Genomic DNA, 25,002 nt, shown 5'->3' with positions numbered 1-25,002 from the left:
TTCCTTCGTCGGCTGGAGAACTCAGCCGAGAGACGTCGCCCGCTGCGCGAAGGCGCTCTCGTAGAGGCACACGCTGGCAGCGGTCGCCAGGTTCAGGGACTCGGCCTTCCCGAAGATCGGAAGCCTCAGCACCTGATCGGCGAGAGCGAGAGCATCGTCTTCGAGCCCGCGCGCTTCGTTGCCGAAGAGCCATCCGGTCGGCTCCGCGAGCACTCCCTCCGCGCGTGCCTCCAACAGGTCGTCGCCCTTCACGTCGGCCGCGAGGATACGCAGGCCTGCGGCGTGGGCACGCTTCACCACGTCGGCGAGGTCTCCCCCGACCGAGACGGGGAGGTGGAACAACGAGCCCGTCGTGGCCCGCACGACCTTCGGGTTGTACGGGTCGACAGTGCGTCCGGTCAGCACGACGGCGTCGGCGCCCGCCGCGTCCGCCGCGCGGATGATCGTCCCCAGATTCCCCGGGTCTCGCACCTCCTCACAGATCGCCACCAGACGGGGGGCCGCATCGAAGATGTCGCGCACCGACGTCGGCGTCTGCTGGACCACGGCGACCAGACCCTGCGGGGTGACCGTGTCGGCCATCGCATTGAGGACGTACTCGGTCACGTACTCGACGTCGATGTCGGCCTCCGCGGCTTTGGCGCGGATGTCGGGGTGCTTCTCCCAGCCGTTCGGGGTGGCGAACAGTTCGACGATCGCCTCGGGACGGTAGGTGAGCGCCTCGCGCACGGACTGCGGCCCTTCCAGAAGGAACAGGCCCGTCTCGGTTCGCGCACTGCGCTTGGTCAGCTTGGCGACGGCACGGACTCGGGGCGAACGGGGGTTCTCCAGCACGATCACAGTCTAGGGAACGCGCGGGTGGTTCCCGCACCATGGGGATAAGGTGCCTGCATGACGAACGATGCCGCGGCGAAGACTCCTCGTCGCCGGGTCGTCCTCTCGGTCCTGGCCGTCGTGACCATCGGTGTCGGGCTGGTCGTGCATCGCGGACTCCCCGGCACGATCGGGGACATCGCCGGCGACGCCCTCTACGCCGTGCTCGTCTACCTGCTGGTGGCAGTCATCGTGCCACGATGCTCCCGTGCGGCGGTCGCCGCCGTCGCGTTCGCGATCTGCACCGGCATCGAGCTGCTGCAGATGACCGGCCTCCCCCGCGAATGGGCGGCGGCCTTCCCCCCGATCGAACTGGTTCTCGGATCCGGCTTCGACCTGCGGGACATCGTCGTGTACGCCACGGCGGTGACGGCGGCATTCCTCATCGATCACGCCGTCGCTCTCGCGTCCGCCGGCGCCGCACGCAGAAACGCCACAGGGCGCCCTCCCGGAGGAGAGCGCCCTGTGTGAAGAGGTGCTTACGCAGCCGACTTCGGTGCGTTGACGTCGGAGGGCAGAGCCTTCTTCGCCGTCTCGACCAGCGACGTGAACGTGGCGGCGTCGTTGACCGCGAGGTCGGCGAGCATACGACGGTCGACCGTGACACCCGCGAGGCCGAGGCCCTGGATGAAGCGGTTGTACGTCATGCCGTTCTGGCGAGCCGCAGCGTTGATGCGCTGGATCCACAGGCGACGGAAGTCACCCTTGCGCTTGCGGCGGTCCCGGTACGAGTAGACCAGGGAGTGGATGACCTGCTCCTTGGCCTTCCTGTAGAGGCGCGAACGCTGTCCGCGGTAACCGGAGGCGCGCTCGAGGATGACCCGGCGCTTCTTGTGGGCGTTTACTGCCCGCTTGACTCTTGCCATTTTCCTGTGTTCCTATTCGTGCGTTCGGCGCGCGTCAGCGACCGAGAAGCTTCTTCGCGACCTTGGTGTCAGCCTTCGACAGCACCTGGTCCTGGTTCAGACGACGGGTACGACGGCTCGACTTGTGCTCGAGGTTGTGGCGCATTCCGGCCTGCTGCTTCTTCAGCTTTCCGCTGCCGGTGATCTTGAAGCGCTTCTTAGCACCCGAGTGGGTCTTCTGCTTCGGCATCTTCTCTTCCTTCGTATGGCGCCTTCTCAGGCGACGGTGTCAACCCGCGGTGCGGGAGTTCTGGGGGCGGAGCTACTCCGCCGGAGCGGCAGCCGGGGCGTCCGACTCGCTCTTGGCGTCGCGGGCGGCCTGCTTGTTCGCTGCGCGCTGCGCGTCGCGAACGGCGTTCTGCTCCTGCTTGGCCTCGGACTTGCTCTTGAGCGGAGCGACGACCATGACCATGTTGCGACCATCGATGGTCGGGTTCGACTCGACGGTGCCGAACTCGGCGACGTCCTCGGCGAACTTACGCAGCAGACGCACGCCCTGCTCGGGACGCGACTGCTCGCGACCGCGGAACAGGATCATGGCCTTGACCTTGTCACCGGCCTTGAGGAACCCCTCGGCGCGCTTGAGCTTGGTCGTGTAGTCGTGAGCCTCGATCTTCAGTCGGAAACGGACTTCCTTGAGGATCGTGTTCGCCTGGTTGCGGCGAGCTTCCTTTTCCTTCTGGGCGGCCTCGTACTTGAACTTGCCGTAGTCCATGATCTTGACGACGGGCGGCTTCGAGTTGGGGGCGACCTCGACGAGGTCGAGATCGGCTTCCTGCGCGAGGCGCAGCGCTGCCTCGATGCGGACGACGCCGATCTGCTCACCCGCGGGGCCGACGAGGCGGACCTCGGGGACGCGGATGCGCTCATTGGTACGGGGATCGCTGATGCGGAACTCCTTAGACGATGTGATTCGGCCACCGTGACGCTGTCTGCATCACGGGCGAAATCGGAATCGTCCCCGCCCACCGGCATTCAGACGCCGGCTCCGCACCCTTCCTGCCGGGTCCGTTCGGGGAACGGAGCCGGTGGAGTGCAAGACCCGGTAGCCTTGAACGGCAAGCGCGGGTGGGAAGTGAATCCTCTTTCGATCCGGAGCATGACGCTCCGAAGCCCGCCAAAGTCTAACAGAAAGCAAGGCGAAGTGACGAACCAGGCATCGGACGAGGCTGCACGCGAGCGCGAAGAGCGCTGGGCACGTCAGGAGGAAGCCGCATCGTCGGCCACCCGAGACATCGCCGACGTCCCCGCCGTCGAGGTGATCACCACCGCTGCCGTGCACCTCATGAGCGCCGCAGCCGTCAAGCTCGGTCTCGCCGACGATCCAGAGGCCGCCGCGCAGATCGACCTCGACGAGGCACGAAAGCTCATCAACGCCCTGGCCGGACTCATCACCGCCGGCGCCCCCGAGATCAGCGACATGCACGCGCGGTCGCTGCGCGACGGGCTCCGTTCGCTGCAGCTGGCGTTCCGCGAGGCATCGACGATCCCCGACCCCATCGGCAAGGGACCGGGCGAGAAATGGACCGGCCCGGTCACGTAGTACGTGGGGCGGTCGCGGTGATGCCGCCTTCGCTCGCAGAGCGGGTTCCCTCCCGCTTCGCGGGCCCCTCCCGATGCTCACTCGGGCGGCATCACTGCGCCCTTCACCTCACCATGACGGCGGAAGTCGGAGTATGGGATTCGTCGTCAAGGTGTGAGGACTAGGGGTTCTGCGGTCGAGGGGCCAGGGCAGGCGCCTCCGGTGCGGGTCCAGGCGATCGACTCTTCGGACTCGTGGATGAGGGTTCCCTGCGCGTCGAAGAGACGGATCTCGACGGTGTCCGGCGTGGCCATGTCGAACGCCAGGCTCCACGTACCGTCGTCTTGAGGCGTCGCCGCATACAGATTGGCCGCGGAGGTCGCATCTTCGCCCGGTGCTGGTGAGCATTTCGCCTCCACGCAGAACTGGAGGGCCGCGACGTCCGGGAACGCGCTCACGTCGAGGGTCACCGCGCTGAAGTACGCGATGGCCGGACACGCGGTGTAACAGCCCGTCGTCCCGGTCGCGACGCCTCCGAGGAGCGCGACGACGGCGAGGGCGCGCAGCTGACGGCGGGACATGGCCCGATCGTAGCGAACCCGTCAGAGACTGCGGCGAAGCTTCACCGTCAGGGAGTCCGCGAGGACGGCGATGCGGTCGTCGGATGCCCAGCGCTGGGCGAGACGCGAGAGCACGGCGTCGAGCACCTCACGCTCCAGACCGTCGACGAGCTCGAGGATCACGATCAGCTCCGGGCCGCGCAGGCGTGCGTCGGGGTCGCCTGAGGCAACTGCCACGTCGATCACGGCCAGCTCATGCGCGACGCTCTCCTGGAGGGCGGTGAACACCTCCGTCGACAAGAAGCTCGGCTCCCAGCGCTGCTCCTGGGCGATCGCCCAGACGGCGGGGCGGCGGATGACGAACTCGGTGTCGGAGGTCGGATCGAGCACGATGAGGTCGGTGTCGTCCGCCGACGCCGCCAGTGCCGCCCGAAGAGCCTCGACGGGAATCGGCCGAGCGGTGGGATCCCACTTCTGCATAGCCTCGACCGACGAGAAGACGGGCTGTACGCGACGCCCGTCCGGCGCGGCCACCGTCACGATCGACAGCTCCTGCGTCTTGTCGACGGCGAGGCCACTCGGCGCGATGCCCTCCTCGCCTTTCTCGGCGATGAGGGAGATCAGCACCCGAGCGGCGCGAAAGGCGTCGATGACCTCGACCTGACTGCCGTCGCCCGCGCGGAACCGGAGCAGCGCGGCAAGCAGGGCGGGGTCGGCGGAGCCGTCGTCCGCCGCATGCGGGTTCGACTCGAAGCTGCGCCCCTCCCAGGGGACGCCGGCGGAGTCGCCGTGGTTGTGCGGCTCGGGCCCGCAGGCGTGAGCGTCAGTCTCCGGCGACATCCAGAGCCTCAGCCAGCGTGAACGCACCGGCGTAGAGTGCCTTGCCGACGATCGCGCCTTCGACGCCGAGCGGCACGAGCTCGCGGAGTGCGGAGATGTCGTCCAGGCTCGAGATCCCGCCGGACGCGACGACCGGCTTCGGTGTGCGCGAGGTCACCTCGCGCAGCAGTTCGAGGTTCGGCCCCCGAAGAGTGCCGTCTTTCGTGACGTCGGTGACGACGTAGCGGCTGCAGCCGGCGTCTTCGAGGCGTTCGAGGACCTCCCAGAGGTCCCCACCCTCCTTCGTCCATCCGCGCGCCGCGAGAGTCGTGCCGCGGACGTCGAGGCCGACCGCGATCGCTTCGCCGTAACGGCCGATCACATCAGCCGCCCACTCCGGGTTCTCCAGCGCCGCCGTGCCGAGGTTGATCCGGGTGGCGCCGCTCTCCAGCGCAGCCTCCAAAGTCGCATCGTCGCGGATGCCCCCGGAGAGCTCGATGTTGACACCCTTGAACTGCTTGATGACCTTGCGCAGGATCGGACCGTTGCTGCCGCGACCGAAAGCGGCGTCGAGGTCCACGAGGTGGATCCACTTCGCACCCTGCGCGGCCCACTCCCCCGCGGCATCCAGTGGATCGCCGTAGCTCGTCTCGGTGCCGGCCTCACCCTGGGTCAGACGGACGGCCTTCCCCCCGGCGACGTCGACCGCGGGGAGGAGCGTGAGCGAGGGGGACTGCGCGAAGTCGTTCATGGATTCCTTGGATCGGGAAGCTCTCCGGCCCGGTGCGGGCACGAGAACCGAGGGTAGTCCGCCGGAGGGCGGGGAACAAAACGGATGACGCCTCCCGGCGTCGTCAGAGGCTCTCGACCCAGTTGCGCAGCAGCCGGATGCCCGCCTCGCCGGACTTCTCCGGGTGGAACTGGGTTGCCGAGAGCGGGCCGTTCTCGACGGCGGCGAGGAAGGGGTCGCCGTACGTCGTCCAGGTGAGGACCGGCTCGGGGAACGGCGGGATGACGTCGAGCTCCCAGGACTGCGCGGCGTAAGAGTGCACGAAGTAGAAGCGCTCCTGTTCGATGCCTCGGAACAGGATGCTGTCCGCGCCCGGCTCGACCGTGTTCCAGCCCATATGCGGCAGGACAGGGGCGTTGAGTTCGGTGACCGCTCCCGGCCACTCGCCGAGGCCGGCGGTGTCGTGTCCGCGCTCGACGCCGTGTTCGAACAGCACCTGCATGCCGACGCAGATTCCGAGCACCGGGCGCCCGCCGGCCAGGCGGCGATCGATGATCTCATCCCCTCCGTGTGCATGCAGCGCGTCGCGGACGGCCTGGAATGCGCCCACACCGGGGACGACGAGCCCGTCGGCCTCGAGCGCCGTGGCGCGGTCGCGCGTCAGCACGGCATCCGCACCGGCCGCGACCAACGCCTTGACGGCCGAGTGGACGTTGCCGGACTCGTAGTCGAAGACCGCGACGCGGGGCGCTGCGCTCACAGCGCGCCCTTGGTGGAGGGGATGCCGTCGACGAGCGGGTCCAGGGCCTTGGCCTCGCGGAACGCACGGGCGAACGCCTTGTACTCCGCCTCGGCGATGTGGTGCGGGTCGCGCCCGCCGAGGACGCGCACGTGCACGGTGAGGGCGGCATTGAAGGTGATGGCCTCGAAGGAGTGACGCACCAGCGAACCGGTGAAGTGCCCGCCGATGAGGTGGTGCTCGAAGCCCTCGGGCTCACCCGTGTGCACGAGATAGGGGCGGCCGGAGATGTCGACGACGGCCTGAGCGAGCGCCTCGTCGAGCGGCACGAGGGCATCACCGTAGCGGGAGATGCCCGACTTGTCGCCGAGCGCCTCGAGGATCGCCTGGCCGAGGACGATGGAGACGTCTTCGACCGTGTGGTGCGCGTCGATGTGCGTGTCACCGGACGCGCGCACGGTGAGGTCGGTCAACGAGTGCTTCGCGAACGCGGTGAGCATGTGGTCGAAGAACGGCACCGAGGTGTCGATGCGGCTCGCACCGGTGCCGTCGAGGTTCAGCTCGAGCTCGACGGTGGACTCCGACGTGCTGCGCACGCGGCTCGCGGTGCGCGGGGTCAGTGCGGGGGTGCTCATGAAGCCGATCCTATCGAGGCCAGGGCGTCGAGGAACGCGGTGGTCTCGGCCTCGGTCCCCGCGCTCACCCTGAGGTGTCCGGGGATGCCGACGTCGCGCACCAGAACCCCGCGGTCGTACAGCTGCTGCCAGGTCGCGCGAGGATCGGTCACCCCGCCGAACAGCACGAAGTTCGACCACGACTCGTGGGGGGTGTAGCCCAGCGCCTCGAGCGTCGCGGTGATCCGATCACGCTGCTCGACGATCTCCTCGACCATGCCGAGCATCACGTCGGCGTTGCGCAGCGCCGCGACCGCCGCGGCCTGCGTGAGCGTGCTCAGGTGATAGGGCAGACGGACGAGCCGCAGCGCGTCGACGAACGCCGGGTCCGCCGCGAGATAGCCGACCCGGGCTCCGGCGAAGGCGAAGGCCTTGCTCATCGTGCGGGAGATGGCGAGCCGCGGACGCCCCTCGAGCAGAGTCAGCGCCGAGACCGCATCCCGGGGCGCGAACTCCTGATAGGCCTCGTCGACGATCACGATGCCGCGCGACGCCTCGTAGACGGCTTCGATGACGTCGAGACCCAGCGGCGTGCCCGTCGGATTGTTGGGCGAACACAGAATGATCACGTCGGGGTCGGCGTCGCGCACCTGCTCCGCGGCCTCCTCCGGAGTGATCGTGTAGTCGGGCTGTCTCGTCCCGGCGATCCACCGGGCTCCGGTCCCCTGAGCGATCAACGGGTACATCGAGTACGTCGGCGAGAACCCGAAGACGGTCCGCCCGGGCCCTGCGAAGGCCTGCATGATGTGCTGAAGCACCTCGTTGGAGCCGTTGCCCGCCCAGATCTGCTCCGGCGAGAGACCGTGACCCAGGTACTCTGCGAACCCCTCCCGGAGAGTCGTGAACTCCCGGTCGGGGTATCGGTTGACGTCGCGGATCGCCACCGCGATGTCATCGAGGATGTCACTCGCCACCGCATCCGGGATCGGATGGGTGTTCTCGTTGACGTTGAGCGCGATGGGGAGGGGCGCCTGCGGTGCTCCGTAGGGAGTGAGTCCGCGGAGATCGTCACGTAGCGGGAGGTCGTTGAGGGAGAGGGTCACCCTTCCCATGCTAAGCCGCGCACTGAGCGGATGACGCAAAGTTGCCGTGCCCGGCTCGCCTGTCGTGGCTGCCTCCCTGCCGACCCGTGCTCAGTTCGAGTACTGCGCGGGAATCGCGAGTTCCTGGCCGATCTGGAGCTCGCCGCCGCGCAGCAGGTTCATCCGGCTGATCTCGCCGATGACGTCGCGCGGGTCGGCCTCGGGGGCCACGCCGGTCGCGATCGACCAGAGCGTGTCACCGGGCATGACCGTCACCGTCTCGACGCTCACCGCCGCCGCGTCGGCACCGGAGGCGATGGCATTGCCACCGCTGAGTGCGGCGAAAGCGATGCCGATCGCCAGCGGCACCGAGGCGATCGCGAGCAGCACAGCCCGGCCTCGCGCCGTCAACCGGAGTCTCGTCGCCGGGCGAGCCGGTGCCGGGATGACCGCTGCGGTGCTGAAGCTGATGCTGCTCATGTCGTGCTCCTTAGCCTGTCCCGGAGCGGTGAAGCTGCCGGGGAAGTTGGCGTAGCGTTCGCATTCCCGTCTCGGCCGGGAGCCGTGAATGCGAAGCTACGTACCGAAGATATCTTCGAGTTCGAACATCTGTCAAGTATTCTTCGAAACCAGACCGGGAATTCTGCCGACACGCTCGAACAGATCTTCCAGATCGGCCCGATTCTCGGATACGGTTTCGATAGGGACACCCCACCACGGGCCTCCGACATTCGAAGAGGGACGTCGGATCACGCACTGAAGGAGCACCATGAGCGAGAACTCTGCCCCCGAGTCGGAGGCACCGCGCACGCGTCGCCGGAAGAGCCTCAGCCCGAAGCAGATGGCGATCCTCGAGGTCATCCAGAACTCGATCGCACACCACGGGTATCCGCCGAGCATGCGTGAGATCGGCGACGCCGTCGGCCTCAAGTCCCTCTCCAGCGTCACCCACCAGCTCGGGCAGCTCGAACTCAGCGGCTACCTGCGACGCGACCCCGGCAAGACCAGAGCCATGGAGGTGCTGATCGACCTGCCGGGCACCAGCACCGAGAACCCGGCGGATGTCGCCACTCCCGTCGGCGACGCGGCCCTCGTCCCCCTGGTCGGACGCATCGCCGCCGGCGTGCCGATCACCGCCGACCAGCAAGTCGAGGAGATCTTCCCTCTCCCCCGCCAGCTGGTGGGCAAGGGCGACCTCTTCATGCTCAAGGTCTCCGGCGAGTCGATGATCGACGCCGCCATCTGCGACGGCGACTGGGTCGTCGTCCGTTCCCAGAGCAGCGCCGAGAACGGCGAGATCGTGGCAGCGATGCTCGACGGCGAGGCCACCGTCAAGGTGCTGCGCCGCCGCGACGGTCACACCTGGCTGCTCCCCCGCAACTCCGCATTCGAACCCATCCTCGGCGACGAGTCCGTGGTTCTCGGCAAGGTCGTGGCGGTCCTCCGCGCGGTCTGAGAGACGACACGCACGACGAAGGCCCTCCCGGGTTTCCGGGAGGGCCTTCGTCGCTTGCGCGGCGGATCAGGCCGCTACGCTCACGTCTTCACCGACACGGCGCGGGGTGATCGGGCCGCGGGGCCCCGCATGCGTGTGACGTCGTGCGTCATCGGCGCATAGGCTCGAAGCATGTCGTCGTCCCCCTACGGTTCCTGGCCCTCCCCCTTCTCCGCCGCGTCCGTCGCGGCGTCCTCACCACGCATCGACGGCGCCCGCTTCGTCGGCACGGAGATCTGGTGGGGCGAGTCGGTACCGGCCGAGAAGGGTCGCGTGACGGTGCGCAGCTCCTCCGGCGCCGAGGTTCTCCCCGCGCCGTGGAACGCCCGATCGCGGGTGCACGAGTACGGCGGAGGCGCATGGACGACCGACGACCGCGGCACGCTGTACTTCGTAGACGCCGGTGACCAGCGCGTCCGCCGCCTGGCTCCGGACTCGGCGCCTGTCGCCCTCACCCCGCCCGGTCCCTCACACGGAGGCCTTCGCCTGCAGAACGGCCGCCTGCTGGCCGTACGGGAAGACCTCTCGACGACCCCGCACACCCGTGCGATCGTGGAGATCCCGGTCGACGGGTCTGCGGCCGACGACGCCTCCGCCGTCCGCGTCATCGCGCAGGGCGAGGGCTTCTTCGCCCACCCCGCGCTCTCGCCCGACGGGACACGGGTCGCCTGGGTCGCGTGGGAGCGCGGACGGATGCCGTGGGAGGACGCGCAGGTGCACGTCGCGGACGCGGATGGCGGGCGGGCGCACACGATTCCCTCGCGGGCGGCCCTGCAGCCGGAGTGGATCACCGACGGGGAGCTCGTCTTCGCCGACGACCCCGACGGGCGCTGGGCGCTCCAGCGCATCACCCTCGACGGCACCACTCCCGTCGGTGCTTCCCGAGCCCTGGCTCCCGACGACTCCGACACCGGCTACGGCCTCTGGGTGCTCGGCAACCGCTGGTACCAGCCGCTCGATGACGGTCGGATCGTCGCGACGCGCACGAACGGACGCGACGAGATCGTCGTGATCGATGCCGACGGATTCGCAGTGACGCCGATCGACGTCGCCGCGGACGGACATGTGAGCGTCGACGCGGTCGACGGCTCCCGGGTGCTCCTCTCCGGCGACGGCTCACGCGTGACGGCCGGTCTGTGGTCGGTCGACATCGAATCAGGAGAGGTCGTCGCGGTGCGCGGCGGCGAGCCGGTCGACCAGCGGTGGATGCCCGCGTCGCTGCCGATCGAGGTCGACGGCCCGCACGGCGATGTGCATGCGTTCGCCTATCCTCCGGCGAACCCGGAGACCGCGGCGCCGGAGGGTGAACTGCCGCCGTACGTCGTGCTGGTGCACGGCGGTCCGACGGCGCACGTCACCGGTGCGACCTCGGCGGCGATCGCCTTCTACACGAGCCGCGGCATCGGCGTGCTCGATGTGAACTACGGAGGATCCACCGGCTACGGCCGTGCGTATCGCGAACGCCTGGACTGCGAGTGGGGCATCGTCGACGTCGACGACGTGATCGCCGCCGCCCGCGGTCTCGCGGACGCCGGTCTCGCCGATCCCGACCGCATCGCGATCCGAGGCGGCTCGGCCGGCGGATGGACCGTGCTGTCGGCACTGGTCCGCGGCGGTGCCTTCGCCGCCGGCATCAGCCGCTACGGTGTGGCCGACCTGCGGATGCTGGTCGCGGAGACACACGATTTCGAGGCATCGTACGTCGACGGACTGGTCGGCCGGCTCCCCGAGGACGAGCACCTGTACATCGAGCGTTCGCCGCTCACGCACACCGAGCGCATCGATGTCCCCGTGCTGCTCCTGCAGGGCGGGGAGGACCGGGTCGTGCCCCCGTCGCAGTCCGAGGCCATCCGCGATGCGCTCGCGGCGCGCGGCATCGACCACGAGTACGTGCTGTATCCCGCAGAGGGGCACGGTTTCCGCAGCGCCGAGACGATCGTCGATGCCCTCGAGCGCGAGCTGGTGTTCCTCGGCCGCGTCTTCGGCTTCGCACCGCGCCTGTGACGGCCGAGGGCTACTCCCCCACGCGATTGCGCAGGCGCATCGCACGATCCGCCTCGCGGGTGTCCTGCCGCTCGCGCAGGGTCTGGCGCTTGTCGTACTCGCGCTTTCCCTTCGCGAGGGCGATCTCGACCTTGGCGCGACCGTCCGAGAAATAGAGCTTCAGCGGGATCAGCGTGTATCCGCCCGCCGAGACCGCATGTGCGATCTTCTCGATCTCCGCCCGGTGCAGCAGCAGCTTGCGGATGCGCTTGGCGGAATGGTTCGTCCAGTGCCCCTGCGAGTACTCGGGGATGTGCACCGAGTCGAGGAAGACCTCGTTGCCCTTGACGAACGCGTAGCCGTCGCTGAGGTTGGCACGTCCCTGTCGCAGCGACTTGACCTCGGTGCCGGTGAGCACCATCCCCGCCTCGTACGACTTCTCGATCGTGTAGTCGTGACGTGCGCGACGATTGGTCGCGACGACCTTCTCTCCGCGTTCCCTGGGCATGATGCTCTCCTGTTGCCGTGATGAGCTCGACCGATCGTTCCGACCGAGCAGCCTTTCAGGATATCAGGTACGGAGCCAGCGCCGGATCGCGAAGCCGGCGGAGAGCGCGGCGAGGATCACGCCGATGCCGATCAGCACGGGGACCACGAACGCCGCATCCTGCATCGTCACCCACGTCGTGATGAACGGAACCCTCCCTCGCAGGTAGCCGTTCACACCGAAGTGCACGCCGGCGACGACGGCGACGCTGGCCAGAGCCGAGCCGAGGAACGCGGCGAACACGCCCTCCAGGACGAACGGTGTCTGGATGAACCGGTTGGAGGCCCCGACCAGACGCATGATGCCGATCTCCTTGCGCCGCGCGTACGCCGACAATCGGATGGTCGTGCCGATCAGCAAGGTCGCCGCGATGAGCATGAGGACGGCGATGCCGACGGCGATGTACGTCGCCACGGTCAACGCCGAGAACAGCGGTTCCAGATACTGCAGCTGATCCTTGACCTGCTCCACGCCTGCCTGTCCACTGAACGCCTCGGTGAGCACCTGAGACTGGCCGGGGTCCTTCATCGTGACGAAGAACACCTCGAACGCCTGGTCAGGGGTGAGCACGCTCGCCTGATCCGCGCCGAGCTGATCGACGAGCTTGGCGTAGGTCTCTTCCCTGGTGTCGAATGTCATCGAGCTGATGAGGGGCGCCAGAGCATCCCCTTCCAGCTGTGCCCGCACCGCGGCGACCTGCTCCTCGCTGGCCGCGCCGTCGACGCACGTGTCCGATTCGGAGACCGCGGAGCACATGTACACCGCGACCTGGGCGCGTTCCGCCCAGTATCCGCGCATGACGCCGATCTGCCCCTGCATCAGGATGGCCGCCCCCACGAAGGTCAACGACACGAACGTGACGAGGATGACGGAGATCACCATGGAGATGTTGCGCCGGAGCCCACCCAGGGCTTCGGTCAGGATGAGACCGATTCTCATGAGGTCGGGCCCACTTCCTGATCGTCTTCGTCGGACAGCCCGAGGCGATCCGCGACTCCGAGCTCGGCGACATCCACCGCCGGCAGGACGATCGGGTGGGTTCGCGGCCGGTTCGCGGCCGGAGGCTCGACGGCGGAAGGAGGCTCGACGACATCCGCCGCGGCATCGCCCCGCGGGGAATGCGCCGGCTCCGGGGGTTCGACCGTGCGCGGGGCCGGGGGAACCACCGTCTCGCCGTCGCGGTCCACAGCGGCGGCAGCCCTGCGCTGCGTGCTGAGCTCCTCCGCGAGGGCGGCGCGGACGACCGAGAGGTCGGCGGTCTGACGCTGCACCTCCTGCACGGCGGTGAGGGCGGCGGCCGCCGCGGCGCCGCGCACCTCCTCCGGCACGAGTCGCGGGATGTTGGACGTGTCACCGTAGCCGCCGTGCACCTCGTCGCGCACCATCTCACCGTCGCTGAGCTCGATCACACGACGCTGCATCTGGTCGACGAAGCCCGCTTCATGCGTGGCCATCAACACTGTGGTGCCGCCGGCGTTGATGCGGGCGAGCAGCTGCATGATGTCGACGGAGGTCGCGGGGTCGAGGTTTCCGGTCGGCTCGTCGGCGAGCAGCACCTGAGGGCGGTTCACGAGCGCCCGGGCGATCGCGACGCGCTGCTGCTCGCCACCGGAGAGCTCGTGCGGCATGCGCTTCTGCTTGCCGTCGAGTCCGACGAGCGCCAGGGCCTCGGGCACCGCCTGCTGGATGAAACCGCGCGAAGATCCCGTCACCTGCAGCGTGAAAGCCACGTTCTGGTAGACGGTCTTCGACGGCAGGAGACGGAAGTCCTGGAACACCGAACCGATATGGCGCCGGAAGTACGGCACCTTGCGATTGGCGAGCGAGCGCAGGTCGCGCCCGAGGACGGCGACCCGCCCCGACGTCGGCACGTCTTCGCGCAGGATGAGGCGCAGACAGGAGGACTTGCCGGAGCCCGAGGCGCCGACGAGAAAGACGAACTCCCCGCGCTGCACTTCGAAGTCGACACCGGAGAGGGCGGGCTTCGACGTCCCGCGGTAGCGTTTCGTGACGTTCTCGAACCGAATCATGGCCCTTCGAGCCTAAGTGCGCCCTTCCTGCTGGCCGCGAGCGACACCCCGAGCGGCGCGTCCGTCTCAGGAACGCGTGCGGGTCATCCCCTCTGAGGGGCCACGACCGCGTCGCCGCCCACTGCTATACATGATGATGCCGGTTGCGCCATCCGCAGCCGCTCACATCTTCGAGGGGGACTCATGACGACACCTGCAGGCTGGTACGACGACGGATCCGGTCGTCAGCGCTGGTGGGACGGCCAGCAGTGGACGGAGCACTTCGCTCCGGAGACCGCCGCGCCGGCGGCCACGGAGGTTCCGGCCGCCACGGAGATCCCCTCGGCGACGGAGATTCCGGCGACGGAGACTCCGGCGGCGGAGGACCTCCCGACCGCGGAGGAGCCTGCCGCACAGGACCCCTCGCTCGACGCATCCGCGATCGACCCGACCGACGAGGCCGCGCCGACGACGCCTCTCGGCGACGACCTCGGCGCATATGCCCCACCCACGGCTCCCGCATACCCTGCCGCGGTTCCCGCCGAGCCGGCCCCGGGGTACCCGGGTGCCACGCCGAGCTACCCCGGCGCCTACGCGTCGTCACCGTCCGGCTACCCGGCGACGGCCGCCTACGGGCAGCCCGAGCCGGAGGCTCCGCGAAAGCTCTCGGTCCTGGGACTGGTCGGACTCGGACTGTCCGTGCTCGGAACGATCCTGGTGTTCATCCCGCTGATCGGGATCGTCGGCTTCATCCTTCTCGGCGCCGGGTTCATCGTCTCCCTGATCTCGCTCTTCCTCAAGGGCAAGAAGTGGCCGGGCATCACCGGACTCATCCTGGCCGTCGTCGGCACGATCATCGGCATCATCGTGTCGATCTTCCTCGTCATCGCGATCGCTCAGAACGTGAGCGACGAGATCGAGAACCTGCCCAGCTCCTCCCCCTCGATCGAGGCGACGGCGCCGAGCGACACCGATGGCACCGATGGCACCGATGCCCCCGACGAGGGCGTCCGAGCGACCTCGCCCGAGGTCGCCGAAGGCCTGAAGGCGATCCTCCTCTCGACGGGCACCGAGGGCTTCACCGATGCCCAGGTCTCGTGCATCGCGGACGTCTTCGTCGCGTCCGACCTCGACAACGCGACGCTCCGCAAGATCGCCGACGGCGAGCTCACGGACGTCGACGCGGTATCCGGCTACAGCGAGGTGCTCACCGACACCGAGGCCCTCTCCGCGTGCTTCACGCTCTGACACGCTGACGACCGAGGAAGACAGACGGGGATCCTGATGACGACACCTGCCGGCTGGTACGACGACGGCTCGGGAAATCGACGATGGTGGGATGGTCTGCAGTGGACGGAGCACGTCGTCACGGGGGCGCCTCCGACTCCGACGGCGTCAGCCACCGCCGAACCGATCGAGTCAGCAGCCGCCGAGCCGACCGGGACGGCCACCACCGAACCGGCAGAGGCGGAACAGGACCAGGCGGCATCTCCGGTGGCGGCCGACCCCGATCCTGCACCGTTCGCATCCCCCGCACCCGAGGCCGCTCCCTTCGCCCCGCCGTACATGATGCCCTCCCAGGCGGAGTACGCACATGCGGGCACAGCAGCAGCGAATCCGGTCGGCGGATATCCGGGAGGCACGGGATACCCGGCCGGCGCGGGATACCCGCAGTCCGGCGTCGCCGGTGGAGCCCCCTGGCCCTCCCCTCCCGCGCAGCCGCCCCATTCCGGTATGCCGGTGGTCGGCATCATCGGTCTGGCCGTGGTGGTCGTCGGTGTGGTGTGTGCGTGCATTCCGGCGATCTCGATCGTCGGCTGGGCTCTCCTCGCCGTCGGTTTCGTGACCTCGCTCGTGTCGCTGTTCCTGCGGGGACGGAAGTGGCCGGGGATCGTCGGCCTGGCCGTCGCGGTGGTCGGCGCGATCCTCGCTCTCGCCGTCTCGTTCATCACGCTGGCCACGACCTCGTCCGCGGAAGGTGACGGCTGGTCGATCGCCGTCCCGAGCGAACAGCCACCGACGGATGAGGAGCCCTCCCCCGAGGCGAACGAGGATCCCTCTGCGATCGAGGGCGCCGAGATGGTGCCCTTCGGTGAGCTCGAGGTCGGCGACTGCCTCCCGCTGGTCGAGTACGGGGACGAGGATCAGATCTTCGACCTGCCGGTGGTTCCCTGCGAGCAGCCGCACACGGATGAGATCTCTCTCATCTTCGATGTCGAGGATGGCGAGTTCCCCGGTGATGACGCCCTCGCGGAGACGGCGTGGCAAGGCTGCGTCGCACACTTCGAGACGTTCGTCGGCATCCCCTATGAGGAATCCATGCTCGACCTCTACACGTACCAGCCGACCAGGGGCTCCTGGAGCCGCGCGGACGACCGCACTGTCTACTGCATCGTCTTCAGCTACGAGGACGTGACCGGCACCCTTCAGGGGGCGAACTACTGACAGGCGTCCGACGAAGAAGGCCCCCGGAACGATCCCGGGGGCCTTCTTCGTGGACTCAGTCCTCGATCTTGCGCTTGCGCCAGCGGATGCCCGCCGAGATGAAGTCGTCGAGATCGCCGTCGAAGACCGCAGCCGGGTTGCCCGACTCCTGGCCGGTGCGGAGATCCTTCACCAGCTGCTGACCGTAGAGGAAGTACGAGCGCATCTGATCGCCCCAGCTCGCGGTGATGTTACCCGCGAGCTCCTTCTTCTTCGCCGCCTCCTGCTCCTTCTGCAGCAGCAGGAGTCGGGTCTGCAGCACGCGCATCGCGGCAGCGCGGTTCTGGATCTGCGACTTCTCGTTCTGCATCGAGACGACGATGCCGGTCGGGAGGTGCGTCAGGCGCACGGCGGAGTCGGTCGTGTTGACCGACTGTCCACCGGGGCCCGAGGAACGGAAGACGTCGACGCGGATGTCGTTCTCCGGGATGTCGACCTCCGTCGCCTCTTCCATCAGCGGGATGACCTCGACCGCGGCGAACGATGTCTGGCGCTTGTCGGCCGAGCCGAACGGACTGATGCGGGCGAGGCGGTGCGTGCCGGCCTCGACCGAGATGGTGCCGAACGCGTAGGGGGCGTCGATCTCGAAGGTCGCGGACTTGATGCCCGCGCCCTCGGCGTAAGAGGTGTCCATGACCTTGACGGGATACTTGTGCCGCTCCGCCCAGCGCAGGTACATGCGCATCAGCATCTCGGCGAAGTCCGTGGCGTCGTCGCCACCCGCCCCGGAGCGGATCGTGATGATGGCCGCCCGCTCGTCGTACTCGCCGTCGAGGAGCGTCTGCACCTCGAGCTGGTTGATCAGGTCGGTGAGGGCGGCGAGCTCGGCGCGCGCCTCCTGAGCGGAATCTTCATCGCCCATCTCATTGGCGAGGCCGATGAGCACCTCGAGATCGTCGAGACGCTGCGCGATGCCGGTGATCCGGGCGAGCTCGGACTGACGGTGGCTGAGTGCGCTGGTCACCTTCTGCGCGTTCTCGGTGTCGTCCCAGAGGTCGGGGGCGCCGGCCTCCTCGCTGAGACGCGCGATGTCGTCGCGGAGACGGGAGACATCGACGACCTCGCTGATGTCGCCGAAGGTGTGCCTGAGCGCCTGGATTTCGGCGGAGAGATCTAGTTCGAGCATGACACCTCAGCCTAACGTGCCGCCTGCCCGCACGGGGACCCCCTCGTCCGGGACCTCCGAGCAACGGGAGTAGCGTGAAGCCGTGAGCAGTGCATCGACGGTCCTTCGCCAGTTCGGACCCATGGTGTACCTGCCGACGATCCTCTTCGCACTCGGCGAAGGCGCCGTGATCCCGCTCATCCCGGTGATCGCCGCCTCCATGGGAGCCGACGTGGCGTTCGCCGCCCTCGTGGCCTCCGCCCTCGTCATCGGCCAGCTGTGCGGCAATCTTCCTGCCGGATGGGCGGTGGGCAGGATCGGCGAGCGGTACACGATGGTGATCGCCGGCGTGATCGCGATCATCGCCGGCGTCGGGATGGTGTTCGCACCGACCCTCGGCGTGCTGGCGGCATCGGTCTTCCTGCTCGGGATCTGTGCCGCGGCCTTCGGCCTCGCCCGGCACGCGTTCATGACCACGCGCGTGCCTGTGGCCTTCCGTGCACGCTCCCTCTCGCTGCTTGGCGGCAGCTTCCGTCTCGGCATCTTCATCGGCCCCTTCGTCGCCGCGGGGCTCCTGCAGCTCTTCGGCAGCGAGAGCGCGGCGATCTGGTTCTTCCTCGGCTGCCTGGTCGTGATGGTGCTGCTCGTGCTCTTCGGCCCCGATCCCGAGAAGACGATCCCACCGGTGCGATCAGCCACCCACGAGCGCTACATGGAGGATTCGGGCGAAGCCGTGAGCGGATCGATCCCGACGATCGAGCGGGCGGGGATCTTCCAGACCATGTGGCACCAGCGCGGGGTGCTCGGACGCCTCGGACTGGCTGCCGCCTCGCTCTCCGCCGTCCGCTCCGCACGGCAGGTCGTGCTCCCGCTGTGGGGACTCTCCCTGGGATTGGACGCCTCGACCATCGCACTGGTGGTCGGCGTCTCCGGCGCGATCGACTTCGCCCTGTTCTATGCGAGCGGCCAGGTCATGGATCGCTTCGGCCGGCTGTGGGCGGCGATGCCCGCGATGGTGCTCATGGGCGCGGGGTTCCTCGCCCTGTCGTTCACACACGATCTGGATGCGGCGGTGCTGTGGTTCGGCATGTTCGCTGCGGTGCTCGGGGTCGGGAACGGCCTGTCCAGCGGCATCCTGCTGACGCTCGGCGCGGATGTCGCCCCGAAGCGGGAGCCTGCGGCCTTCCTCGGATCGTGGCGGACGCTGACGGACGCCGGCGGTGCGATCGCCCCGCTGCTCGTGTCGGCGATCACCGCCGTCGCCGCACTGCCGTTCGCCGCAGCCGCCATGGGCGTGATCGGCCTGGTCGGCGCCGCCGGGTTCCTGCGCTGGATCCCGCGATTCGTCCCGCGGGAGCGGCCGGCCTCCGACGACGACTCGTCCGAGAGAGAGGGAGAACCGGAGTGACGTCGATACTGGAGGTCGATGCCCACCGCCTGATCTCGACCTTCGTGCCTCGCTCCGAGCGGGACCGAGACGCGCAATCGGACTTCGCCTCCTTCTTCGGAGAAGACGGAGGTCCGGTGCATCGCGAGTCCGGACCGGATCATCTCACCGCATCGTGCGTGGTGTTCGATGACTCGCTCGAGCACACGTTGCTCGTCTTCCATCGCAAAGGGCAGTTCTGGGTGCAGCCGGGAGGCCACGTCGAGGAGGGCGACGACTCCGTCGTGAGCGGAGCGCTGCGGGAACTGCGCGAGGAGACGGGCATCGTGGTGCGGCCGCCGCTCGCATCACCCGCCTACGACCTCGACCATCACGGTCTGTCGTCCCGCTTCGGCGCCTGTGCCTCGCACCTCGACATCGGGATCGCCGTCGTGGTCGACCGCGATTCCGCGCTCCTCGTGAGCGAGGAATCGGAGGACGTGCGCTGGTGGCCGGTCGACGCGCTGCCGACGGCGGTGCCGCCACAGCTCGTCCCTCGGCTCGATGGGCTTCTCGTGCAGCTGCGCGACTCCCGCTGACCCGAGACCGCGTCACCGCAACGCCGTGCGACTCGTCGCCGTCGACTCCAGGGGAATGCCGTCTGGGACGAACACGGACACCAGCGGCGGATGCCACTCCGCAGCGACTGTGACGCGCGCCGAGACGCCGTCCGGTGCTCCGGCGGCGACCATCGAGACTTCCCCCGGCAGCGCATCCACCAGGGCGGCTGCCTGCTCCTCGACACCGGCATCCGTGAGCTCGGCACGGACGTCGCCGTCGCTCACCGTCAACGTGAACCCGTCCGCTCCGGCGAGCGCGGCGGCGTCGGCGAGCGCGTCGAGCCGCTTCTGCGAGATGTAGAGGTCCGTCGCGCACACGCACACGAAGATCACCGCGAGAGCGAGCAGAACGTATCCCAGGGTCAAAAGCAGCACGCTCCCCGTCTCGTCCTCGAACCCGCGACCGTCCCCGCGCACGTCGGCGACCTCGCTCCTCCCCACCGGCTGACCCCTCCCCGTCATTCGGCGCCCCATGATCGCGAGACCTTCTGGACCGCCTCGGCCTGGATCGGAATCGCCGTCGATCGGTCGAGACCGAACAGGTCGGGCACCAGCGGAAGCCGCACCCGCGTGGCGACGGTGACGATGATCGTGGCCCCGGCCGACGGACACTCGACCGCAGGCGGGGTGCAGGCGAGAGACAGGTCGACCGCATCCGGATCCAGGCCGTACTCGTCCACGATCCCCGCGAGCACGGCGTCGCTCCGGTCCGCGGCGACCTCGGCGTCGGGTGCGCGCGCGATCACACGTGCGATGTGACGCGCCGCGGCCTCCGCCCCCAGCGCCTGCTCCTGGATGGCCCCGAGCGTGATCACCAGATAGATGAGCGGCACCAGGAGGATGACACCGACGGCGATGAACTCCAGCGCCGCCGAGCCGTCGTCATCGATCCCCGAAGGTCTCTGCGGGCGCATGAGCCTCCACCTCCATCGCGAAGGGGACGCCGATCAGTCCGAGCAGCGGAAACGTGGTGCGGACGCGGACCTCGACCGTCTCGTCCGGCGGAGTCCCGGAGACGCCGGCGCTGATGTCTTCCGCATAGGCCCCGCCGACCGCGCGAGCGATGACGTCCCGGGTGCGTTCGATGCCTTCCTCCAATGTCGTATCGGCCAGGGCTGCGCGATAGGCACCCTCGACAGCGGCGTCGTGGACCACGTTGCGCACGTACACGGCGAACGCGAGTTGGAGCACGGCGAGGGTGAGGGCCGTCAGCAGCGTTCCCACCAGGAGGAACTCGACCGGGCTGGATCCGCGGTCGTCGGTGAGCCGGTGCCGCTCCCTCATCTCAGAGTCCCGACACCCGTTGGATCGCCTGCTCGAACAGCGAGGTCAACGCAGGGCCGGCGACAGCCCAGATGAGCACCACGAGCCCGGCCGTCATGAGTGTGATTGAGTCCTGTTCCCACCCTCCGGGGCCTCACCCCATCGGTGTGAGGCTCGCCTCCGTTCTTGCCGAAATAGGAGCACCCTGGGCGTGGAACGGAGATCTCATGACCAACGCAATCCCTGTGACCGTGGAGAGCTTCCCCCGGGCAGAGACAGACCGCATGTTCAAAGGCCTGGCGGAGAAAGCGGGCGGATCGAACCGGTGGCATCACGATCGTGAGCCAGGTTCGATCGATGATCAACGGGTGATCCGCCAGAACAGGGACACGCTCTACAGCCTGGCGATCGTCGACATCAGCGGTGGCGCGACACTGACTCTGCCAGATGCCGGCGAGCGGTACATGTCGGTGATGGTCGTGAACGAGGACCACTACATCAACAGGGTCTTTCACTCCGGCGGGACCTACGAGCTGACGGTGGACGAGTTCGATACGCCCTGGGTGCTCGTCGCTTCCCGCATCCTGGTCGACCCCGCGGATCCCGCCGACATCGAAGCGGTGAACGCGCTCCAGGACGGGTTGAAGATCGAGACCGGGTCCACGGCCGAGTTCAAGATGCCCGACTACGACACCGCCTCCTTCGATGAGGTGCGCGAGGCACTGCTGACGCTGTCGCGCCACCTGGGGAGGTTCGTGCACGGGTTCGGGAAGCGCACCGAGGTAAACCCCGTGCTGCACCTCATCGGAACAGCGAACGGGTGGGGCGGGCTCCCTGACGAGGAAGCCAGCTACGCCACCATCGAGCCACGCCTGCCCGTCGGCAACTACGAGCTCACCGTGCACGACGTCCCCGTCGACGCCTTCTGGTCGATCTCCGTGTACAACAAGGCGGGGTTCTTCGAGAAGAACGACAAGGGCGTCTACAGCATCAACAGCGTCACTGCCGTGAAGAACGACGACGGATCCACGACGATCAGATTCGGTGACGGGGATCTGCCCAACACGATCCCGATCATGGACGGCTGGAACTACGCCGTGCGCATGTACCGGCCACGGAAGGATATCCTCGACGGATCCTGGACATTCCCGCCAGTCGCGCCCTGAGCGACACCAGGGTGCAGCTCCTGTCATCAGTGTGACGAGCACCCATCCGGGGACGTCACCGGTCTCGTCGCCGGCGAATGCACGGGAACGGGAGGCGATGCCCTGCCAGGGATACCGGCGTTGGCGGGGAGTTCGTGGGGTCATGTTCTTCCTTTCGTAGGCGGTCGGCTCGGCGGCGGGTCAGCCGATCCCGAGCCGGAGGATGAAGAGTCCGGGGTACACGGCGAAGAGCACCGAGAGCGGCAGGATGAGGAAGACGAGGGGCAGGAGCATCAGGATCTCCTTTCTCCCCGCCTGCTCGATGAGCACGCGCTTCGCCTCTTCTCGTGCATCCCCCGCCTGCGCGTGCAGCACCGCGGCGAGCGGCGCCCCGTGCTCGAGTGCGGCGATGATCTGGTCGACGGCCCGCGACAGCCCCGGCAGCTGGAGGCGTCGGGACATCTCCCCCAGCGCGTCGACGAGCGGAGAACCGGTGCCGACCGCGAGCACCACTTCACGGAGTTCGGCGGTGAGCTCGCCGGAGCCGACGTCGGCCACACGGCGGAGGGAGTCGAGGAACCCTTCTCCTGCGGAGAGGCAGAGCGCCAGGAACTCCAGGGTCGTCGGAAGCTCGTCGGTGAGACGCACCCTTCGCGCCTTCGCGCGTGCGGAGAGCTGCACGTCGTAGGCCGCGGCGGCGGCCGCGCCGCAGAGGATCGGGATCAGGCTCGTCGGCACCGACCAGCGTCCCGCCAGCGCGAGCACGGTCAGAAGGACAGCCCCTGCTCCGATGCCGGACAGCCCCCATCCCAGCTGCCGACCGCGGAAGGAGGAAGGATCGGTCCGCACCCCGGCCTGCGCCAGACGCTGCCGGAGCGCGTCTCCGCCACCCAGCATCCGCTCGAACCCGTTCCGGAGACGATCCCACGGCGAGCGCCCGCTCATGGGGAGGATCCCTGCTGTCGGAAGGACGCCGCGAGGCATGTTCGCATCGGGCACCACATCACGCACATAAGGGCCGATGCGCGCGGCGAGGGAGGCGGCCCGCCAGCGGGGAAGCGCCGAGAGGATGCTCATCGCGCCGACGGCGAATCCGCCGCCGATCAGCACGGCGTTCGCGAGAGCGGAGAGGACGTTCATCCGAACCACCGCCGCGGTTCGGGAAGTCGTCCGATGCGGACCATGATCTGGAAGGCGATGATCGACACGGCGGCGCCCACGCAGATCACGAGCACCCCTTCAGGAGTTCCGTACGCCGCGGCACCTTCAGGACGCAGGACGAGGAGACCGAGGATGACCCACGGGGCGATGGCTCCGAGAACCGCAGCTCCACGGATCCACGACTGTCGAGCCTCGACCTCCCCCCGCAGCGCGGCATCGGCCCGCACCGAACTCGAGAGCGCGCGAAGCACGCTGATGAGCTCGGTACCGCCGACCTGACGCGCCATGCGCAGCGTCTCCGCGATCCGGTCCCCGATGGGATCGGCCAGCGTGGACTTGAGCCGATCGAGGCTCGTGTCGAACCTGCCGCTGGCACGCAGGTCTCTCGCGAACACCGCGAACGCCGGCCTCAGCATCTTCGGTGCGGATTCGGCCAGACTCGCCACAGCGTCGGGGAGCGACAGGCCGACACGTATCGAGGCGATCAGGAGGTCGCAGACATCGGGCCAGAGCTGACGCCGCAGCCGCCGCAACCGCTGCCGACGACCGCGCAGGAACAGGATCGGAGCAGCCGCCCCCGCCAGCCCCGCCAGCAGCGCGAGCACGGCGAGCCCCGTCACGAGCCAGACCACGGATGCGGTGACCAGGGCGGCGGCGAAGATCACGCTCACGAGCGTGCGCTGCGAGACCCCGTCGAGGCCCGCCTCCTCGATCAATCGGATCAGCCGTCCCTGTCTCGGGGCCGGTGCGGAGTCCGCACGCGGTGGCCACATCCAGGGCGAGAGGCAGAGGAGCACGCCCGCCGCGAGGGCCGCCCCGACGAGGACCGTCATGACGCGGCCTCGACGGGCCGCAGATCGCGTCGGCCGATGTCCGCGGATTCCCCCAGGCGCTCGGTCGCACGGTAGACCGTCCTCAGCCCTATGCGGCCGTCTTCGACGTGGCCGGTCGGGGAGATGATCTCCTGTACATGACGCCTCCCCGTGCGATCGCGGATGCAGTGCACGACCAGGTCGATCGACGCGGCGAGCGCAGGAGCGATGAACGCGCGATCGATGTTGCGTCCGGCGAGAAGCGGCAGGATGCTCAGCTTCTCGACGGCTTCGGTCGCCGAGTTCGCGTGCACCGTGCAGGCGCCGGGCACTCCGGTGTTGAGTGCGAGCACCAGATCGAGTGCCTCCGCGTCGCGCACCTCGCCGACGACCAGACGATCCGGTCGCATGCGCAACGCCTCTTTCACCAGTCGGCGCAGCGTGATCTCCCCCGTGCCCTCCAGGCTCGCCTGTCGCCCCTGCAGCGCCACCAGGTCGGGGCCGTCCACCGCCAGCTCGAAGGTCTCCTCCACCGTCACGATGCGCTGGGTATCGGTGCACGAAGCGAGCAGCGCGGCGAGCAGGGTGGTCTTCCCGGCGTGCGTCGCCCCCGACACGATCACGCTGCGGCCGTCGTTCATCGCCGCGCGAAGCATCTCGGCGATCGTGGCCGGCATCATGCCCCGGCCTGCCAGCGCATCGAGCGATCGGTATTTCGGGAGGAACTTCCGGATGTTCACCGCCCACCCGCCTCGCACGACATCGGCGATCGCCACGTGCAGGCGGGACCCGTCGGGCAGCGACGCATCGACGAAGGGCTGGCTGATGTCGACGCGACGTCCGGTGGACTGCAGCATCCGTTCGACGAGGTCACGCACCGCCGCGTCGTCGAGGCGAAGCGTCATCCGCTCCGCCGTGCCCTCCCGTGCGACGTGCACCTGGCCGGTGCCGTTCACCCAGATCTCCTCGATCTCCGGATCGTCCAGCAGCGGCTGCAGCGCCCCGAACCCGCCGAGCGAGGCCAGCACCTCGCGTACGCAGGCCACTTCATCGTCGATCAGGGCTTCTCCCCGCGCCAGGGCGAGGTCGTCATGCCGACGGACCTCGGCGTGGGTGAGGCGCCACGCGGCGTCGGGCTCTATCGACGGGTCGATGCCCTCCGCGCGCA

The 25,002-nt window shown here is 68.6% G+C and carries 30 protein-coding genes; 9 read left to right on the top strand and 21 right to left on the bottom strand.

What is annotated here, in order from left to right; all coding sequences use genetic code 11:
- Positions 1-21 precede the first annotated feature (21 nt).
- A complete protein-coding gene (locus CQ042_RS17945; protein WP_105671835.1) occupies positions 22-834 on the bottom strand; it encodes an RNA methyltransferase in 813 nt (270 codons plus the stop codon).
- A gap of 57 nt (positions 835-891) precedes the next feature.
- Between CQ042_RS17945 and CQ042_RS17940 the strand changes: the two genes are divergently transcribed.
- Positions 892-1,344, top strand: coding sequence for a DUF2809 domain-containing protein (locus CQ042_RS17940; protein ID WP_105671810.1), 453 nt, complete (start codon positions 892-894; stop codon positions 1,342-1,344).
- An 8-nt stretch (positions 1,345-1,352) separates the two neighbouring features.
- Here CQ042_RS17940 and rplT read toward each other — a convergent pair whose 3' ends face one another.
- From rplT to infC, 3 genes are all read right to left on the bottom strand, one after another.
- Complete coding sequence (rplT, locus tag CQ042_RS17935; RefSeq protein WP_105671809.1) at positions 1,353-1,739, bottom strand: 50S ribosomal protein L20; 387 nt, start codon at positions 1,737-1,739, stop codon at positions 1,353-1,355.
- A 34-nt stretch (positions 1,740-1,773) separates the two neighbouring features.
- On the bottom strand, positions 1,774-1,968 hold the full coding sequence (gene rpmI, locus CQ042_RS17930) for a 50S ribosomal protein L35 (protein WP_017828564.1): 195 nt from the start codon (positions 1,966-1,968) through the stop codon (positions 1,774-1,776).
- A gap of 72 nt (positions 1,969-2,040) precedes the next feature.
- Entirely contained in the window at positions 2,041-2,691 is a 651-nt protein-coding gene (gene infC / locus CQ042_RS17925; protein WP_308736989.1) for a translation initiation factor IF-3, read from the bottom strand.
- Between the two features lie 231 nt (positions 2,692-2,922).
- Here infC and CQ042_RS17920 point away from each other — a divergent pair, with 231 nt between their 5' ends.
- On the top strand, positions 2,923-3,321 hold the full coding sequence (locus tag CQ042_RS17920; RefSeq protein WP_105671807.1) for a DUF1844 domain-containing protein: 399 nt from the start codon (positions 2,923-2,925) through the stop codon (positions 3,319-3,321).
- Positions 3,322-3,467: 146 nt separating this feature from the next.
- On the opposite strand, the gene CQ042_RS17915 is transcribed toward CQ042_RS17920, so the two are convergent.
- From CQ042_RS17915 to CQ042_RS17885, 7 genes are all read right to left on the bottom strand, one after another.
- Positions 3,468-3,881 carry a hypothetical protein gene (locus tag CQ042_RS17915; RefSeq protein WP_105671806.1) on the bottom strand — a complete coding sequence of 138 codons (414 nt, stop codon included), beginning with the start codon at positions 3,879-3,881 and terminating at the stop codon, positions 3,468-3,470.
- A 21-nt stretch (positions 3,882-3,902) separates the two neighbouring features.
- Positions 3,903-4,700 carry an SseB family protein gene (locus tag CQ042_RS17910; RefSeq protein WP_105671805.1) on the bottom strand — a complete coding sequence of 266 codons (798 nt, stop codon included), beginning with the start codon at positions 4,698-4,700 and terminating at the stop codon, positions 3,903-3,905.
- On the bottom strand, positions 4,684-5,430 hold the full coding sequence (priA, locus tag CQ042_RS17905) for a bifunctional 1-(5-phosphoribosyl)-5-((5-phosphoribosylamino)methylideneamino)imidazole-4-carboxamide isomerase/phosphoribosylanthranilate isomerase PriA (protein WP_105671804.1): 747 nt from the start codon (positions 5,428-5,430) through the stop codon (positions 4,684-4,686). The genes CQ042_RS17910 and priA overlap by 17 nt, the downstream gene beginning before the upstream one ends.
- A 103-nt stretch (positions 5,431-5,533) precedes the next feature.
- Positions 5,534-6,169 (bottom strand): imidazole glycerol phosphate synthase subunit HisH, encoded by a 636-nt coding sequence (gene hisH / locus CQ042_RS17900; protein WP_105671803.1) that lies wholly within the window; start codon positions 6,167-6,169, stop codon positions 5,534-5,536.
- Positions 6,166-6,783: an imidazoleglycerol-phosphate dehydratase HisB gene (gene hisB / locus CQ042_RS17895; RefSeq protein WP_105671802.1), complete on the bottom strand. Its 618-nt coding sequence runs from the start codon at positions 6,781-6,783 to the stop codon at positions 6,166-6,168. The genes hisH and hisB overlap by 4 nt, the downstream gene beginning before the upstream one ends.
- Positions 6,780-7,865, bottom strand: a complete 1,086-nt coding sequence (locus CQ042_RS17890) for a histidinol-phosphate transaminase (RefSeq protein ID WP_105671801.1) — start codon at positions 7,863-7,865, stop codon at positions 6,780-6,782. The genes hisB and CQ042_RS17890 overlap by 4 nt, the downstream gene beginning before the upstream one ends.
- 90 nt (positions 7,866-7,955) lie before the next feature.
- Positions 7,956-8,324: a LysM peptidoglycan-binding domain-containing protein gene (locus tag CQ042_RS17885; RefSeq protein WP_105671800.1), complete on the bottom strand. Its 369-nt coding sequence runs from the start codon at positions 8,322-8,324 to the stop codon at positions 7,956-7,958.
- Between the two features lie 289 nt (positions 8,325-8,613).
- On the opposite strand from CQ042_RS17885, the gene lexA reads away from it, so the two are divergent.
- Both lexA and CQ042_RS17875 read left to right on the top strand, forming a co-directional pair.
- Positions 8,614-9,300 carry a transcriptional repressor LexA gene (gene lexA, locus CQ042_RS17880; protein WP_105671799.1) on the top strand — a complete coding sequence of 229 codons (687 nt, stop codon included), beginning with the start codon at positions 8,614-8,616 and terminating at the stop codon, positions 9,298-9,300.
- Between the two features lie 171 nt (positions 9,301-9,471).
- Entirely contained in the window at positions 9,472-11,343 is a 1,872-nt protein-coding gene (locus CQ042_RS17875) for a prolyl oligopeptidase family serine peptidase (protein WP_105671798.1), read from the top strand.
- Positions 11,344-11,353: 10 nt separating this feature from the next.
- Here CQ042_RS17875 and smpB read toward each other — a convergent pair whose 3' ends face one another.
- The 3 genes from smpB to ftsE all read right to left on the bottom strand — a co-directional run bounded on the left by smpB (position 11,354) and on the right by ftsE (position 13,899).
- Positions 11,354-11,830, bottom strand: coding sequence for an SsrA-binding protein SmpB (gene smpB, locus CQ042_RS17870; RefSeq protein WP_028503568.1), 477 nt, complete (start codon positions 11,828-11,830; stop codon positions 11,354-11,356).
- A 63-nt stretch (positions 11,831-11,893) separates the two neighbouring features.
- Complete coding sequence (gene ftsX / locus CQ042_RS17865) at positions 11,894-12,808, bottom strand: permease-like cell division protein FtsX (protein ID WP_105671797.1); 915 nt, start codon at positions 12,806-12,808, stop codon at positions 11,894-11,896.
- Entirely contained in the window at positions 12,805-13,899 is a 1,095-nt protein-coding gene (gene ftsE / locus CQ042_RS17860; RefSeq protein WP_105671796.1) for a cell division ATP-binding protein FtsE, read from the bottom strand. Before ftsE ends, ftsX begins: the two co-directional genes overlap by 4 nt.
- Before the next feature lie 183 nt (positions 13,900-14,082).
- On the opposite strand from ftsE, the gene CQ042_RS17855 reads away from it, so the two are divergent.
- A complete protein-coding gene (locus CQ042_RS17855; protein ID WP_105671795.1) occupies positions 14,083-15,126 on the top strand; it encodes a DUF2510 domain-containing protein in 1,044 nt (347 codons plus the stop codon).
- A gap of 36 nt (positions 15,127-15,162) precedes the next feature.
- Positions 15,163-16,323, top strand: a complete 1,161-nt coding sequence (locus tag CQ042_RS17850) for a DUF2510 domain-containing protein (RefSeq protein ID WP_105671794.1) — start codon at positions 15,163-15,165, stop codon at positions 16,321-16,323.
- Positions 16,324-16,378: 55 nt separating this feature from the next.
- On the opposite strand, the gene prfB is transcribed toward CQ042_RS17850, so the two are convergent.
- Positions 16,379-17,488 (bottom strand): peptide chain release factor 2, encoded by a 1,110-nt coding sequence (gene prfB / locus CQ042_RS17845; protein ID WP_017828547.1) that lies wholly within the window; start codon positions 17,486-17,488, stop codon positions 16,379-16,381.
- A 121-nt stretch (positions 17,489-17,609) separates the two neighbouring features.
- Between prfB and CQ042_RS17840 the strand changes: the two genes are divergently transcribed.
- The gene (locus CQ042_RS17840) at positions 17,610-18,875 is read left to right on the top strand and encodes an MFS transporter (RefSeq protein WP_105671834.1); all 1,266 of its coding nucleotides are present in this window, start codon (positions 17,610-17,612) and stop codon (positions 18,873-18,875) included.
- Positions 18,872-19,432 (top strand): NUDIX hydrolase, encoded by a 561-nt coding sequence (locus CQ042_RS17835; protein WP_181157615.1) that lies wholly within the window; start codon positions 18,872-18,874, stop codon positions 19,430-19,432. Before CQ042_RS17840 ends, CQ042_RS17835 begins: the two co-directional genes overlap by 4 nt.
- Before the next feature lie 12 nt (positions 19,433-19,444).
- On the opposite strand, the gene CQ042_RS17830 is transcribed toward CQ042_RS17835, so the two are convergent.
- From CQ042_RS17830 to CQ042_RS17820, 3 genes are read right to left on the bottom strand one after another with little or no spacing between them, the layout of a single operon-like run.
- Complete coding sequence (locus CQ042_RS17830) at positions 19,445-19,915, bottom strand: pilus assembly protein TadG-related protein (protein ID WP_374954478.1); 471 nt, start codon at positions 19,913-19,915, stop codon at positions 19,445-19,447.
- Positions 19,912-20,367, bottom strand: coding sequence for a TadE family protein (locus CQ042_RS17825; RefSeq protein ID WP_105671792.1), 456 nt, complete (start codon positions 20,365-20,367; stop codon positions 19,912-19,914). The genes CQ042_RS17830 and CQ042_RS17825 overlap by 4 nt, the downstream gene beginning before the upstream one ends.
- Positions 20,336-20,737 carry a TadE/TadG family type IV pilus assembly protein gene (locus CQ042_RS17820; RefSeq protein ID WP_105671791.1) on the bottom strand — a complete coding sequence of 134 codons (402 nt, stop codon included), beginning with the start codon at positions 20,735-20,737 and terminating at the stop codon, positions 20,336-20,338. Before CQ042_RS17820 ends, CQ042_RS17825 begins: the two co-directional genes overlap by 32 nt.
- A 206-nt stretch (positions 20,738-20,943) precedes the next feature.
- On the opposite strand from CQ042_RS17820, the gene CQ042_RS17815 reads away from it, so the two are divergent.
- Positions 20,944-21,882, top strand: coding sequence for a DUF1214 domain-containing protein (locus CQ042_RS17815; protein WP_105671790.1), 939 nt, complete (start codon positions 20,944-20,946; stop codon positions 21,880-21,882).
- Between the two features lie 180 nt (positions 21,883-22,062).
- Here CQ042_RS17815 and CQ042_RS17810 read toward each other — a convergent pair whose 3' ends face one another.
- From CQ042_RS17810 to CQ042_RS17800, 3 genes are all read right to left on the bottom strand, one after another.
- Entirely contained in the window at positions 22,063-23,001 is a 939-nt protein-coding gene (locus CQ042_RS17810; RefSeq protein ID WP_105671789.1) for a type II secretion system F family protein, read from the bottom strand.
- Positions 22,998-23,855 (bottom strand): type II secretion system F family protein, encoded by an 858-nt coding sequence (locus CQ042_RS17805; protein ID WP_105671788.1) that lies wholly within the window; start codon positions 23,853-23,855, stop codon positions 22,998-23,000. The genes CQ042_RS17810 and CQ042_RS17805 overlap by 4 nt, the downstream gene beginning before the upstream one ends.
- Positions 23,852-25,002 (bottom strand): CpaF family protein (locus CQ042_RS17800; RefSeq protein ID WP_105671787.1); only part of this gene is annotated, 1,151 nt, incomplete at its 5' end. The genes CQ042_RS17800 and CQ042_RS17805, both read right to left, overlap by 4 nt.

The organism is Microbacterium sp. MYb62 (genome assembly GCF_002979475.1).
Lineage (GTDB): Bacteria > Actinomycetota > Actinomycetes > Actinomycetales > Microbacteriaceae > Microbacterium.
This window is presented reverse-complemented; position numbering and strand designations above follow the sequence as displayed.

What these genes read in the sequence shown, in the direction of transcription:
- rplT (WP_105671809.1), bottom strand. Translation starts at nt 1,739, where the DNA reads ATGGCAAGAGTCAAGCGGGCAGTAAACGCCCACAAGAAGCGCCGGGTC.
- smpB (WP_028503568.1), bottom strand. Translation starts at nt 11,830, where the DNA reads ATGCCCAGGGAACGCGGAGAGAAGGTCGTCGCGACCAATCGTCGCGCA.
- CQ042_RS17830 (WP_374954478.1), bottom strand. Translation starts at nt 19,915, where the DNA reads ATGACGGGGAGGGGTCAGCCGGTGGGGAGGAGCGAGGTCGCCGACGTG.
- CQ042_RS17815 (WP_105671790.1), top strand. Translation starts at nt 20,944, where the DNA reads ATGACCAACGCAATCCCTGTGACCGTGGAGAGCTTCCCCCGGGCAGAG.
- ftsE (WP_105671796.1), bottom strand. Translation starts at nt 13,899, where the DNA reads ATGATTCGGTTCGAGAACGTCACGAAACGCTACCGCGGGACGTCGAAG.
- CQ042_RS17805 (WP_105671788.1), bottom strand. Translation starts at nt 23,855, where the DNA reads ATGACGGTCCTCGTCGGGGCGGCCCTCGCGGCGGGCGTGCTCCTCTGC.
- lexA (WP_105671799.1), top strand. Translation starts at nt 8,614, where the DNA reads ATGAGCGAGAACTCTGCCCCCGAGTCGGAGGCACCGCGCACGCGTCGC.
- ftsX (WP_105671797.1), bottom strand. Translation starts at nt 12,808, where the DNA reads ATGAGAATCGGTCTCATCCTGACCGAAGCCCTGGGTGGGCTCCGGCGC.
- rpmI (WP_017828564.1), bottom strand. Translation starts at nt 1,968, where the DNA reads ATGCCGAAGCAGAAGACCCACTCGGGTGCTAAGAAGCGCTTCAAGATC.
- CQ042_RS17810 (WP_105671789.1), bottom strand. Translation starts at nt 23,001, where the DNA reads ATGAACGTCCTCTCCGCTCTCGCGAACGCCGTGCTGATCGGCGGCGGA.
- CQ042_RS17910 (WP_105671805.1), bottom strand. Translation starts at nt 4,700, where the DNA reads ATGTCGCCGGAGACTGACGCTCACGCCTGCGGGCCCGAGCCGCACAAC.
- priA (WP_105671804.1), bottom strand. Translation starts at nt 5,430, where the DNA reads ATGAACGACTTCGCGCAGTCCCCCTCGCTCACGCTCCTCCCCGCGGTC.
- CQ042_RS17855 (WP_105671795.1), top strand. Translation starts at nt 14,083, where the DNA reads ATGACGACACCTGCAGGCTGGTACGACGACGGATCCGGTCGTCAGCGC.
- CQ042_RS17875 (WP_105671798.1), top strand. Translation starts at nt 9,472, where the DNA reads ATGTCGTCGTCCCCCTACGGTTCCTGGCCCTCCCCCTTCTCCGCCGCG.
- CQ042_RS17850 (WP_105671794.1), top strand. Translation starts at nt 15,163, where the DNA reads ATGACGACACCTGCCGGCTGGTACGACGACGGCTCGGGAAATCGACGA.
- hisB (WP_105671802.1), bottom strand. Translation starts at nt 6,783, where the DNA reads ATGAGCACCCCCGCACTGACCCCGCGCACCGCGAGCCGCGTGCGCAGC.
- prfB (WP_017828547.1), bottom strand. Translation starts at nt 17,488, where the DNA reads ATGCTCGAACTAGATCTCTCCGCCGAAATCCAGGCGCTCAGGCACACC.
- CQ042_RS17840 (WP_105671834.1), top strand. Translation starts at nt 17,610, where the DNA reads ATGGTGTACCTGCCGACGATCCTCTTCGCACTCGGCGAAGGCGCCGTG.
- CQ042_RS17825 (WP_105671792.1), bottom strand. Translation starts at nt 20,367, where the DNA reads ATGCGCCCGCAGAGACCTTCGGGGATCGATGACGACGGCTCGGCGGCG.
- CQ042_RS17820 (WP_105671791.1), bottom strand. Translation starts at nt 20,737, where the DNA reads ATGAGGGAGCGGCACCGGCTCACCGACGACCGCGGATCCAGCCCGGTC.
- CQ042_RS17940 (WP_105671810.1), top strand. Translation starts at nt 892, where the DNA reads ATGACGAACGATGCCGCGGCGAAGACTCCTCGTCGCCGGGTCGTCCTC.
- CQ042_RS17915 (WP_105671806.1), bottom strand. Translation starts at nt 3,881, where the DNA reads ATGTCCCGCCGTCAGCTGCGCGCCCTCGCCGTCGTCGCGCTCCTCGGA.
- CQ042_RS17885 (WP_105671800.1), bottom strand. Translation starts at nt 8,324, where the DNA reads ATGAGCAGCATCAGCTTCAGCACCGCAGCGGTCATCCCGGCACCGGCT.